This window comes from Bacillus cereus group sp. Bce019 (assembly GCF_051781745.1).
Classification (GTDB): domain Bacteria; phylum Bacillota; class Bacilli; order Bacillales; family Bacillaceae_G; genus Bacillus_A; species Bacillus_A cereus.
On sequence record NZ_JBPWJX010000018.1, the window covers coordinates 48,800 to 61,701 of the forward strand.

Sequence of the window (12,902 nt, forward strand, 5' to 3'; positions counted from 1 at the left end):
GTCTCCTTTCTATAGACCAAAAGGAATGAATTAATAATTAAAGATGTATTATACAGTATGGAAAGTGACGTGTATAGTAAATCTGTTAAACCATTCTAATGGTGTTAAATTCGGAGAAGGAGTATGTTTCATGAAGGGAATTCAACTTGTATTTAAAGATTGGAAAGCGATGTGGCACCATAAGCATGGACGTATCGCTTTAATTTTTTTATTAATCGTTCCGTTAATTTATTCAGGATTCTTTTTAGCCGGATATTGGGATCCGTACGGAAAATTAGATAAATTACCTGTTGCGGTTGTGAATTTAGATAAAGGTGCTGCGATGGATGAGAAAACAATTCATGCAGGAGACGATTTTGTAAAAAATTTAAAGGAGAATAAAGAACTGGCTTTTCATTTCGTATCAGAAAAAAATGCTGATGAAGGGCTAAAAGAAGATAAATACTATATGGTTGTTACGATTCCAGCTGATTTCTCTAAAAAGGTAAGTACACTTATGGATGAGAAACCAGAACCAGCACAATTGCAGTACAAAGTAAATCCGGGTAAAAACTTTGTAGCAGCGCAAATTGGAACGACAGCTGTTGAAAATATGAAAACAAAAATCTCAAACAGTATTACGAAATCTTATACAGAAGGTGTGTTTTCAAAGTTTCAAGATTTGGCACAAGGATTGAGTGATGCAAGTAATGGTGCTGGGAAGTTACATGAAGGAACGACAGATGCAAGAAATGGGGCAAATCAGCTTGCAGATGGTATTCATCGTTTAAGTGACGGGACATCAAAAGTGAAAGAGGGAAGTAAAAAACTTGCTTCTAGCAAATCAGCCTTAACTGACGGAGCGAATGAGCTAAGTCAAGGAGCAACTTCACTTCATAGCGGTATGGAGTTATTAGCACAAGGTGAAAAAACGTTACAATCAGGGGTTAGTGAATTAAGTGCTGGTACAAATGAATGGGTGAGCGGAAGTGAGAAGCTTGCTGAAGGCCAAGTAAAAGCGGATGGTGCAGCTAATAGTATAAAACAACAATTAGAAGAGTACGTGAAAAATCATCCAGAAGTGCAGCAAGATCCCGCTTTTCAAAAAATTGTTGCTACGTCTGATGGACTAGCTAAAGCAACAAATACTTTAAATAATAGCCAACAACAATTGACACAAGGTGCGAAGAAGCTTACTGACGGTCAACATAAGATTGAAGAAGGCATGAATACATTCGGAGTTAAGTTAAATGAAGCTACTGCTGGAACGAAAAAAATAGCAGATGGTGCTACAAATTTAGCTAGTGGATTTACGAAATGGGGAGCTGGATTTACATCATTACAAGAAGGTGTAAATCAACTTGCGAGTGGTGGAACGGAGCTGAATAACGGTGCTGGTAAATTAACAAATGGACTTGTTAAACTTGATGATGGTGCGAAAGAACTTTCTACGAAATTGGGAGAGGGCGCAGAGAAGATAGCGGATGTTCGTAATGATGATGCACGTAATACGATGTTCTCAGAGCCAGTTCAGTTAGTGAAGTCAACAGTTTCTGACGTTCCTAACTACGGTTCAGGCATTGCGCCATATTTCTTATCGCTTGCATTTTATGTTGGCGGAATTATGGCATCGAATATTTTACCTCTTGGCCGCAGACAAAATATGAAGGTAAGTGGAACGGTACATTTTATTAATAAACTAGGATTGGTATATTTAATTGGACTTATTCAAGCGCTACTCGTAGATGTAGTTGTGCTAGGTGTTATGAAATTAGAAGTCGCAAGTGTGCCACTCTTTGTTTTATCAAGTATTGTTATTTCCTTTACGTTCATGACATTTATTCTTATGCTAGTAACAGTATTTGGTCTTGTTGGAAAGTTCTTAGCGGTAACCCTTCTTGTCCTGCAATTAGCGACGAGCGGAGGTACTTTCCCAGGAGAATTAAATATAGCTGTTCTTAGTAAAATTGGACAATTTCTCCCAATGTCTCATTCTCTTAGAGGATTACAAGATGTTATCTCTTTAGGAGATTGGTCGCAATTACAAATGCAAATTTTAATATTGTTATGTTATCTCGTTGTTGCCGGTGGAATTGCTTGGATCACGAGCCATATACAGCATAGAGAAACGAATGTAGAACAAGTTTCTTAAAATGAAAGAAGCTATCCGATTTTTTCGGATAGCTTCTTTTTTATTTACGTTCCATTACTGCAAAGTAATTATTTTCATTATCAGCAAAGTTGAATGCTCTACCAGTAGGTAAATCTACAACCTGTCCAACTGTGACATTTTTCTCAGAAAGATCTTTATATAGACGGTCTAAGTCATTTGAGAAGAACATAAGTGAAGGTGTATTTAGGTTTAGTTCAGGTTGCATCTTCGCGATTAACGTTTTATCGTGAAGGACGATGCTTGTTCCTGCTTCTTTCGCCGGTGCAATTTCAATCCAGCGGAAGCCATTTCCGTTATTTTCTTCCGCAATGATTTGGAACCCTACTTTTTCTGTCCAAAATTGTACTGTTTCGTCTTGGTTATTTACATATAGCATAATTTGTCCAACTTGATTAATCATAGGTGTCTCTCGCTTTCTTTTTATATGCGTATCATTATATCAAATATATGGCTTGAATAGTTTTTTATGATTTTTTCGGAATACAACCTTCGTCCATTTCATCTTTGTTGTAGGAGAAGGTCCTGTAATCCAAGTATGAAATGGTATTGTGCTACAAATGACCATTGTTGAAATAGAGATAATGGCCGTTAACACAAATAGTAATAGGGTATATAATATAGTATTTTCTTGCAGCGTGAATAAGGAAAGAAGTTTTGTGCATAGTTGCAAGAAGAATAAATGAGCTAAATAAGCACCATACGTGTAATTTCCAATGAAACGTAACGTTTTATATAAGAAACCACGACGCTGTACTATCATAATAGATAACACATACAGTATGATAATTTCGCATACGATATATAAAAACATAGATGGCTTTAAATAGGTAGAAACAGTTAAATGAATAGAGTTTGCTCCGTAAAAACTAAACAACTCATAATTGATGAATAAAAATAAGATGAAAAATAATATTGTTATAAGCGGGATATGTTTCATGACGAATAGCCGCCAAGTTTTTAGTGCTACAGCGGCAATGCCGCCCATAACGAAATAGAATGAGTAGAATAGAAATGATCGATCTGTATAATGTAAAATTGTTGAACTTGTTAATTTTTCTCCATTAAAAATATAGTGAGAAGAGAACCACATTAATAGAAAATATAGGCAAGCGAAAAAGGTCATATATTTATATATGTCTTTTTTATTTTCTGTTCGTTTTTGAAACCAATAAAAAAGTGTGCATAGTAAAGGGAACAATAAGTGAATTTGGAACATCATAATAACGTACCAAAGATGGGGCGCGGCTGTTCCGAGTAATAAACTTTTTATTCCACTTTGTAATGTAATAAGATCATTTGTTGTTAATAAGTAAAGAATAGACCAAAAGAAATAAGGAATGAGTAAGTGTGTCGCTTTTTCAGAAATATATTCTTTATATACTAATTGCTTCGTATAGTGACGAATTAAGTGAAATCCAACGATAAATATGAATGCTGGTGCTGAGAATTTTGCAAGATTAAATAGCATGCCCATAATGAGGGATTGCTCAAGTAAGACATTTCCTTGATTCATTGTATATAATAAAGAACTTTGCAAAACGACAGCGAGAAATGCAATGCTTTGCAAAACTTTAAATTCAGGTGCGCTTTGTGTCATCGTTTCCATCTCCTTTTCCATACATGATTATAGTACGGAGAATGGATAATGGATGTGGAATATTTGTGAAGATTTTAACAAATTTGTGGCGAGAGGAAATATCAACTTATCAACAAATAACGACAAAAAGAGGGTGCTCGTTTAGAGCATCCTCTTTCTTTCTATTAAGCAAATTTGTTTTTGATCCAATTCTTACCTTCTACAAGGCGAGCTGTCATTACTGCACATGCGTTATCTGCTGTTACGTTTAACATCGTTGCAGGTGGATCAATGATTGTACTAATTGCTGCGATAATTGGCAGTGCTTCTGGCGGGAAACCGTATAGAGATACGATTAACATTTCACCGATCATACCGCCGCCTGGAATAGCACCCATTACTGTTCCTACTAATAGAGAAACAACAAGTGCGATTGCTAATGTTTTCGGTCCTTCGAATTCCATGTTGAAAATACCGAATAAGAAAGCAATTTTTAATACGCCACCTAAAACAGAGCCGTCTTTATGAAGTGTAGAACCAAGAAGGACAACTGTTTCACGAACGTCTGAAGAAATACCCATTTTCTTCGTTGCTTCTAAGTTCGCTGGAATACTTGCGGCACTACTACAAGTTGCAAGTGATGTAACTGTAGGAGAGACCATGTTCTTCCAAAATACTTGTACACCTTGTTTGCGACCTGCAAGGTATGCATAGAACGTGAAGAATACAAAGAAGTAGATAAGAGAAGCTGGATAGTATACCATTGCTGCTCGGAAGTAAGTTCCAAGAAGTTGTGGTCCGAATTCGCCAACTAATGCTGCGAAGTAAGCAGCAAGTCCGATTGGAGCGTAGTACATAATGAAGGATACAACCTTCATTGAAATCTCTGCACCAGCTTGTAGGAATGTAGCGAATGGCTTTCCTTTTTCGCCAACTGCTGAAGTTGCAATGCCCATTAAGATAGAGAAGAAAATAAGAGCTAACATATTTTCACGAGATAGTAACTTCGAGAAGTCAGATACTGTTAAAATACCGACGATTTGATCTGCAACACTAACAGCTTTGCCGGCTTTGTCAGGTTGTGTTAGTTCTAGTACAACACCTTGTGCTGGCGGGAATACTTTCACGACAATAATCATAAAAATAGCAGCTAAAATACTTGTAAATAAGAAAGTCCCAGCCATACTAGACATAATTTTACCGAAACGTTTTAATCCATCCATATTAGCAATAGACGATGCGATGCTAAAGAACACTAGCGGCACAACAATCGTAAACATTAAGTTTAAGAAAATATCACCAAGCGGCTTTAAAGCAACTGCATCGGCACCCATGAAATAACCAATGAAACCACCAATTAGGATAGAAGATAATAAAATAAGTGGAAAGCGATATGCCTTCATAAATATATCCTCCTATCAATTAAAAAAATTCATACTGAATCATTATAGCGAGTTAGAGTCCTCTTTACTAGGAGAATACGGATAAATGGAATAGCGCGAAAACCAAGAAATTTTTGTTTTTAAGCTCGGCATACAGCAGGAAATCTAGACATATATATTTGTAACCTAGTGGTGGCAAGGAGTGCACCATAATTTAGGTAGAGAAAAAAGGGGAGGGAAGCGGGATGAATATTTTACTTTGCTGTGCAGCGGGAATGTCTTCCAGTTTGATTGTTACAAAGATGGAGAAAGCAGCAGAGGCAAGAGGGATAGAAGTAACAATCTGGGCAGTATCAGGTTCTGAAGTGAATAGTCATATTGATAAAGCTGATGTCCTTTTACTTGGACCGCAAGTACGTTATTTATTACCGAAAATGAAAGAATTATGTAAGGATAAAGGGATACCTGTTGATGTCATTCAATCCGTTCATTACGGACTTTGTAATGGAGAAGCTATCTTGCAAGCAGCTTTGTCAATGAAACCATGAGGAGAGTGGGATAGATGATACGGTTTTTAGAGAAGTATGTGATGCCGATAGCAGGGAAGGTTGCAGAGCAGAGGCATTTACAAGCAATTCGAGATGGAATTATTTTAACGATGCCTTTCTTAATTATTGGATCGTTTTTCCTCATTATTAGTGCACTGCCGATACCTGGATATAACGAGTTTATGGCAGGTTTGTTTGGTGAGAATTGGCAGAGAGCTTTAGGGTATCCAGTTAGTGCAACTTTTAATATAATGGCTTTAATAGCTGTTTTTGGAATCGCTTACAGGCTTGGAGAGTATTATAAAGTGGATGCTTTAGCATCCGGGGCATTGTCGCTTGTAACGTTTTTACTTGCGACTCCATTCCAAGTTGCATATATTATACCAAGTACAAAAGAAAGTGTACTTGTAGAAGGCGCTATCCCAGCTGCATTAATGGGAAGCCAAGGGTTATTTGTAGCAATGATTATTGCACTTATATCTACTGAACTTTATCGGTTTATTGTACAAAAAAAGATAATTATAAAAATGCCAGAGACAGTTCCACCAGCTGTCACGCGTTCATTTGCGGCACTTGTTCCAGGATTTATTGTTGTAACAGTCATTTGGATTTTACGCTTAATTATAGAAAATACTTCTTTTGGCAGTATCCATAATATTGTAGGACAAATTTTACAGGAACCACTTAGTGTACTTGGTGCTAGTCTTTGGGGCGCAATAATAGCAGTTATTCTCGTTCATGTTCTTTGGTCGTGTGGAATTCATGGTGCTACTATTGTTGGTGGTGTAATGAGCCCCGTTTGGTTATCGTTAATGGATCAAAACCGAGTTGCTTTTCAAGCTGGGCAAGATGTACCAAATACGATTACGGCACAGTTTTTTGATTTATGGATTTATATGGGCGGTTCTGGTGCAACGCTTGCTCTAGTTGTCGGAATGTTACTATTTGCACGAAGTCAACAATTAAAAAGTTTAGGGAGATTGTCAATTGCACCTGGTATATTTAATATTAATGAGATGGTAACTTTTGGTATGCCGATTGTAATGAACCCACTTTTACTAATTCCATTCATATTAGTTCCAGTTGTGTTAACAATTGTTTCTTACTTTGCAATGGAATGGGGATGGGTCGCACGTCCGAGTGGGGCCGCTGTACCTTGGACGACACCTATTCTTTTTAGTGGATATTTAGGATCGGGCGGGAAAATTTCAGGTGTTATTTTGCAACTTGTTAACTTTGCGCTAGCATTCTTCATTTATTTACCGTTCTTAAAAATATGGGATAAACAAAAACTGGCGGAAGAAAAGGGGGAGTAAAGAACTACAATGGATACGATAGAGACGAAAGCTTTTCATTTAATCTTGCATGGGGGAAACGCGAGAAGTTGTTCAATGGAAGCAATTGATTGTGCGAAGCGTGGGGAGTTTACAGAAGCTGAAGCTAAATTACAAGAAGCACTAGAGGAATTAAAAGAGGCGCACCGTGTACAAACGGAGCTTATCCAGAAAGAAGCTGGTGGCGAAAAGACCGAAGTTACTCTTTTAATGGTACACGCACAAGATCATTTAATGAATGCAATTACGGTGAAAGAATTAGCGAGTGAGTTTGTAGAGTTATATAGGAAGATGTCGGTGGATGAATGAACCTTGCTTATGCAAGGTTTTTTATCCCGCATTAACGGGCAGTAAAACTCCCACCTCAAAATGTGGATGGAGCAAGGAAGTTAGGAGGGAGCTTAACTGTCCGTAAAGGCCCGATTGGTTCAACTAATAATTAGTGGGAGATGAACAAAACCCCCACTAATTAAAGTTTCACTTTATGTATGTGTCTGTACCATCAGTGGAATGTTCGTTCCACTGATGGTATTTACACTCCTCCTTTTTACAAATGAGTAAGAGTGATATTTAATCAGTATTTACAATCTCTCCTATACCACGAATTAGTTTTTTTATATGCATCTCATTTGGTTTTAATATACTTACGATATAATCAATCGCTATTTGCGGTTCAACGGTCGTACCGCAAGTATAACAGTCGATAGCTGCAAAGTTTTTTTCTGGATAAGTGTGAATAGAAAGGTGGCTTTCTGATAGTAAAACTAAAATAGTAACACCATGCGGATCAAATTCTTTTGTACTTACGTTTAAAACGTGGGCACCAGATTGGTCAGCAGCGTTAACTAAATGATGTTCTAAAAAGTACATATCATCTAATAGGGAAAAATCCACTCCCCACAAATCTACTATTATATGCTTACCGAAAGTAGAATATTCCATAAGGTAGCACTCCTTCCTGTGATATCGTCAAAACTCCATTTCCTTTTTGTAACATTGGTGTAAGATAAGATTTGATTCTGAATTTAAAAGAGCGAGGTTACGTTGTTCTAGATGTTCTTCTTTAAATTGAAATAAAGGAAAAAGAAGAGAAGGCAATGTTCGAGGAGTTGGTACTACATATAATTGTTCAATTTGATCGAGTACATGTGCAGAATTAGCAGCAATATGAAATCCCCAGTCAGTTCCGAAAGAAGGAACGATTGTATGATAACTTTTCACAGTTAATCCCGCATGTTCAATTGTGTTACCGATACTCCAATATACTAGTGGTGCATCAGCAGGTGAATTAGATTGGCAGACGAATGCTCCGTCTTCTGTTAAAAATGTAGCTATACGAGCAAAAAGTTCGCTTGTATATAAAGTACTTAACAACTCTGTCGCTGGATCTGGAAAATCAATAATGATTACATCGTATAAAGAGGAAGGAGAGCTTAAAAATTCTTTTGCATCACATACGTGTGTATTTACACGATTATCAAAAAATGCACTTTTGTTTAAAGAAACCAATTCAGGAACATTACGAGCCATATCAATCATCGATCCATCTAAGTCGACAAGGTCTACATGTAGTACAGTTTCATATTTTAAAACTTCTCGCAGGGCAAGGCCATCGCCACCGCCTAATATGAGAACACGTTTTGGATCAATTACTTTTGACATAATTGGATGTACAAGTGCTTCATGATAAATTTGCTCATCGACGGAACTGAATTGTAGTTGCTTGTCCAAATATAAACGGATATCGCTAACTTGTAACAAATTAATATTTTGATAATTACTTTGTTCCGCAAATAAATTTGTATGTTCACCAGCTTGTATTTGCTTTAGAGAAATTTCATCCCATATATCTAAGTTGTGTGAATCTGTGGGTACTATGACTACATTTTCGGATTGTACTTGATTATCTTGTTTGCCCTGCTTGTCCTGCTTATTTTCTACCTCCTGCTGTTCTAGTTCAAATTTGTTAGAGTCTAATTCAGAGCGCTTGTCTTTTTTATAGCTTGTTATTCTATAAATCTTTATTTTGCTTTGTTTTCTATGTTTCGGCATAGGAATCCCCTTTCGAATTTTGTTATTTTATTCTATTCTATGTAATTTAGTAGAGTTTGCTTGGACAATAGATAGAAGAGTTTTTTTAATAGATTTTCACGCTAAAAAAATTTTTTTAGTGTTTTTTTGTTTTAAATACAACTAGACAACTAAACACTAATCTATTTTCATACAGTTATGTGTTAAAAGCGTGTTGTTTTATAACACACTGTGTGTTTTTTGAACGACACACTAATTGAAAGCGTTAACACACAAAGAAAACAGTCGAAAAAGCACTGATTTTAGTGCTTTTAAAAAGTTGGCACGCTAATTGCATTAATAAATAGCGTAAAGAAAAATAAATAAAACATAAATTTTTTATACTACACAAGGGGGATTTTCAAATGAATATTTTATTATGTTGCTCAGCAGGGATGTCTACAAGTTTACTAGTTACAAAAATGGAAGCGGCTGCAAAAGCTCGCGGTCTAGAAGGAAAGATTTGGGCTGTATCTGGGGACGCAGTAAAAACAAATATCGATCAAGCAGATGTATTATTATTAGGACCACAAGTTCGTTACATGCTTTCTTCAATGAAAACGCTTGCTGATGAGAAAAACGTTGGAATCGACGTTATCAATCCAATGCACTACGGCATGATGAATGGAGAAGCAGTTTTAGATCATGCATTAACACTTAAAAAATAATTAGGGGGGAAGCGAAATGCAAAAGTTTATTGCATTTATGGAGAAATATATTGTTCCTGTCGCTGGTAAAATCGGGTCGCAACGTCATTTAGCTGCGATCCGTGACGGATTTATTGCAGTTATGCCACTTATTTTAGTTGGTGCACTGGCATCACTAATTAATGGTTTTCCGTCTGAGGCTTTCCAAGATTTCATGAAAGGTTTGTTTGGTGAAACGTGGAAACAAGTTGGCGGTGGAATGTGGACTGGTTCTTTCGCGATTCTAGCACTAATCATAGCATTTACAACAAGTTATAACTTAGCAAAATCTTACGGCGTTGATGGTTTGTCAGCAGGTATTATTTCATTTGGTGCGTTAATTATTCTTACGCCAACAACACCGAAAGAAGGCGGATTGAACTTAGCTTGGACAGGTGCACAAGGGTTATTCGTAGCAATTATTGTAGCACTCCTTGTTACTGAGGTATTCCGTTTCTTCGTACAAAGAAACATTACTTTTAAAATGCCTGATGGAGTACCACCAGCAGTTTTAAGATCTTTCGCAGCTATAGTTCCAGCATTTGTTATTTTAACAGTAGTTGCAGGTATTCAATTAGCAGTGAAATTAGCCGGTACAAGTGTTCATGAATTTATCTTTAATACGATTCAATCGCCACTGCAAAGTTTAGCAGGGACATTACCAAGTGCAATTGTTATTGTACTCCTTGTTCATCTTCTTTGGTTCTTCGGTTTACATGGTCCAAATATCGTTGGTGGTATTATTGAGCCGTTATACTTACCAGCATTAGAGAAAAATATGCAGTTATTCAAAGGTGGCACATCTGCATTTGATGTTCCAAACATTGTTACAAAACCGTTCTTTGATACTTTCGTATATCTTGGTGGTTCTGGTGCGACATTAGCGTTCTTAGTAGTGGTATTACTTGTAGCAAAAAGTGCACAATTACGCGGTGTATCTCGTTTATCAATTGGTCCAGGTGCGTTCAACATTAACGAACCAGTAATCTTTGGTACACCAATTATTTTAAATCCAATTTTATTCTTACCGTTTATCCTAACACCAATTGTATTAGTAATTACTTCTTATACAGCTATATCGATTGGCTGGGTACCAAAAACAGTTGTGATGATTCCATGGGCAACACCACCAATTATTAGTGGTTATCTTGTAACAGGTGGACATCTTTCAGGTGCAATTCTACAGTTATTCAACTTTGTAATTGCGATGGTAATCTACTATCCATTCGTTGTATTGTGCGATCGTTCTGTTGTTCGTACTGAAAAAGCAGCAGCACAAGGAAATAACAACTCTGTACCTATGTAACATAATAATTGTTCTCACAGATAACATGATCTGTGAGGACAATTACCTTTATATCATGTTCTTGTAGATGAAACTCATCTACAAGAACACCAAACTATCATTCATAAAATAATAATGTAATAGAAATGTTCAAACTGAAGGGGTATTTAAATCGGTTGAACTTTATAGAGAGGGCGGTAATTATGATGACTACAGCAGAACAAATTCCATTCCAATTGATTTTAAATAGTGGTAACGCACGAAGCTTTGCGATGGAGGCACTTCAATTTGCCAAACAGGGGAAAATGGCAGAAGCAGATGAAGCGATGGTAAAGGCAAAAGAAGCGATTAATGAAGCGCATCATTTCCAAACAGAGCTCATACAATCAGAAGCAAGAGGAGAAAAAACAGAGGTTAGTGTTCTTTTAATTCACGCACAAGATCATTTAATGAATGCGATTACAGTGAAAGAATTAGCAGCAGAGTTTATCGATCTTTATAAAAAGCTTGAAGCGAAAGGGGAATAAAGCATGACTGGAATTAAAATTGCTACAATCGGCGGTGGATCTAGTTATACACCAGAGTTAATTGAAGGATTTATTAAGCGTTATGATGAGCTTCCTGTTCGTGAAATTTGGTTAGTAGATATTGAGGCAGGAAAAGAGAAGTTAGAAATCGTTGGTAACTTAGCGAAACGTATGGTGAAAAAATCAGGCTTACCAATCGAGGTACATTTAACACTTGATCGCCGTGAGGCATTAAAAGATGCTGACTTCGTAACAACACAACTTCGCGTTGGTTTATTAGAAGCACGTGCAAAAGATGAAGCAATCCCATTAAAATATGATGTAATCGGTCAGGAAACGAATGGTCCTGGTGGTTTATTCAAAGCGTTGAGAACGATTCCTGTTATTTTAGATATTTGTAAGGATATGGAGGAGCTTTGTCCGAATGCATGGTTAATTAACTTTGCAAATCCAGCTGGTATGGTAACAGAGGCTGTCCTTCGTTATACAAATATTCAAAGAGTAGTTGGTCTATGTAACGTTCCAATCGGAATTCGCATGGGTCTTGCAAGATTACTTGAAGTAGATGCGAGTCGTGTTCACGTTGATTTCGCAGGTTTAAATCATATGGTATACGGATTAGATGTATACTTAGATGGTGTAAGTGTAATGGACCGTGTGTTAGAGCTTGTAACAGATCCAGAAAAGCAAATTACGATGGAAAATATCGCAGCGCTTAACTGGGAGCCAGACTTTATTCGAGGACTTCGTGCGATTCCATGTCCATACCATCGTTATTACTACAAAACACGTGAAATGTTAGAAGAAGAGAAAGAAGCTTCTGTTGAAAAAGGTACACGTGCAGAAGTAGTAAAACAATTAGAAAATGATTTATTTGAGTTATATAAAGACCCGAACTTAGATATTAAACCACCACAATTAGAAAAACGTGGCGGAGCTTATTATAGTGATGCAGCATGTAGCTTAATTACGTCTATTTACAATAATAAAGGTGATATCCAGCCTGTTAATACACGAAACAACGGAACAATTGCAAGCTTACCACATGATTCTGCTGTTGAAGTGAACTGTATTATTACGAAAGAAGGTCCAAAACCAATTGCGGTCGGAGATCTTCCAGTACCAGTTCGCGGCTTAGTACAACAAATTAAATCATTCGAGCGCACAACAATTGAAGCTGCTGTTACAGGGGATTATCATAAGGCGCTGCTTGCTATGACAATCAATCCACTTGTACCATCAGATAAAGTTGCAAAACAAATTTTAGATGAAATGTTGGAAGCACATAAAGAGTATCTTCCGCAGTTCTTTAAAAAGGTAGAGAAGTAAAAGCGGCGCTATT

General features: G+C 36.9%; 13 protein-coding genes. 8 read left to right on the plus strand and 5 right to left on the minus strand.

The features are described 5' to 3' along the window. The first annotated feature begins 130 nt into the window (after nt 1–130). Complete coding sequence (locus ACS2QP_RS21015) at nt 131–2,131, plus strand: YhgE/Pip domain-containing protein (RefSeq protein ID WP_332284104.1); 2,001 nt, start codon at nt 131–133, stop codon at nt 2,129–2,131. A 40-nt stretch (nt 2,132–2,171) separates the two neighbouring features. Here the strand turns inward: ACS2QP_RS21015 and ACS2QP_RS21020 are convergent, their stop codons facing one another. The 3 genes from ACS2QP_RS21020 to ACS2QP_RS21030 form a co-directional block, all read right to left on the minus strand. After that, nucleotides 2,172–2,552 (minus strand): VOC family protein, encoded by a 381-nt coding sequence (locus ACS2QP_RS21020; RefSeq protein ID WP_000610163.1) that lies wholly within the window; start codon nt 2,550–2,552, stop codon nt 2,172–2,174. 39 nt (nt 2,553–2,591) lie between these two features. Then, nucleotides 2,592–3,749, minus strand: coding sequence for an acyltransferase (locus tag ACS2QP_RS21025; RefSeq protein ID WP_000194344.1), 1,158 nt, complete (start codon nt 3,747–3,749; stop codon nt 2,592–2,594). Nucleotides 3,750–3,913: 164 nt separating this feature from the next. Further along, complete coding sequence (locus ACS2QP_RS21030; RefSeq protein ID WP_000649376.1) at nt 3,914–5,131, minus strand: dicarboxylate/amino acid:cation symporter; 1,218 nt, start codon at nt 5,129–5,131, stop codon at nt 3,914–3,916. Nucleotides 5,132–5,355: 224 nt separating this feature from the next. Between ACS2QP_RS21030 and ACS2QP_RS21035 the strand changes: the two genes are divergently transcribed. The 3 genes from ACS2QP_RS21035 to ACS2QP_RS21045 are packed head-to-tail and all read left to right on the plus strand — an operon-like array spanning nt 5,356 to nt 7,301. Beyond that, nucleotides 5,356–5,658 carry a PTS sugar transporter subunit IIB gene (locus ACS2QP_RS21035; RefSeq protein WP_001023555.1) on the plus strand — a complete coding sequence of 101 codons (303 nt, stop codon included), beginning with the start codon at nt 5,356–5,358 and terminating at the stop codon, nt 5,656–5,658. 14 nt (nt 5,659–5,672) lie between these two features. Then, on the plus strand, nt 5,673–6,974 hold the full coding sequence (gene celB / locus ACS2QP_RS21040) for a PTS cellobiose transporter subunit IIC (protein ID WP_088349183.1): 1,302 nt from the start codon (nt 5,673–5,675) through the stop codon (nt 6,972–6,974). Nucleotides 6,975–6,983: 9 nt separating this feature from the next. Next, entirely contained in the window at nt 6,984–7,301 is a 318-nt protein-coding gene (locus ACS2QP_RS21045; protein WP_000379645.1) for a PTS lactose/cellobiose transporter subunit IIA, read from the plus strand. A gap of 261 nt (nt 7,302–7,562) precedes the next feature. Here the strand turns inward: ACS2QP_RS21045 and speD are convergent, their stop codons facing one another. Both speD and ACS2QP_RS21055 read right to left on the minus strand, forming a co-directional pair. Then, nucleotides 7,563–7,934 (minus strand): adenosylmethionine decarboxylase, encoded by a 372-nt coding sequence (gene speD / locus ACS2QP_RS21050; protein ID WP_000456837.1) that lies wholly within the window; start codon nt 7,932–7,934, stop codon nt 7,563–7,565. A gap of 27 nt (nt 7,935–7,961) precedes the next feature. After that, a complete protein-coding gene (locus ACS2QP_RS21055; RefSeq protein WP_438882798.1) occupies nt 7,962–9,044 on the minus strand; it encodes a polyamine aminopropyltransferase in 1,083 nt (360 codons plus the stop codon). Nucleotides 9,045–9,427: 383 nt separating this feature from the next. Here ACS2QP_RS21055 and ACS2QP_RS21060 point away from each other — a divergent pair, with 383 nt between their 5' ends. From ACS2QP_RS21060 to celF, 4 genes are all read left to right on the plus strand, one after another. Beyond that, entirely contained in the window at nt 9,428–9,730 is a 303-nt protein-coding gene (locus ACS2QP_RS21060) for a PTS sugar transporter subunit IIB (RefSeq protein ID WP_001023567.1), read from the plus strand. Nucleotides 9,731–9,746: 16 nt separating this feature from the next. Continuing rightward, a complete protein-coding gene (gene celB, locus ACS2QP_RS21065; protein ID WP_001168825.1) occupies nt 9,747–11,054 on the plus strand; it encodes a PTS cellobiose transporter subunit IIC in 1,308 nt (435 codons plus the stop codon). A 182-nt stretch (nt 11,055–11,236) separates the two neighbouring features. Further along, on the plus strand, nt 11,237–11,560 hold the full coding sequence (locus ACS2QP_RS21070; RefSeq protein WP_000989055.1) for a PTS lactose/cellobiose transporter subunit IIA: 324 nt from the start codon (nt 11,237–11,239) through the stop codon (nt 11,558–11,560). Between the two features lie 3 nt (nt 11,561–11,563). Then, a complete protein-coding gene (gene celF / locus ACS2QP_RS21075; RefSeq protein WP_000145762.1) occupies nt 11,564–12,889 on the plus strand; it encodes a 6-phospho-beta-glucosidase in 1,326 nt (441 codons plus the stop codon). The last annotated feature ends 13 nt before the right edge of the window (nt 12,890–12,902 follow it).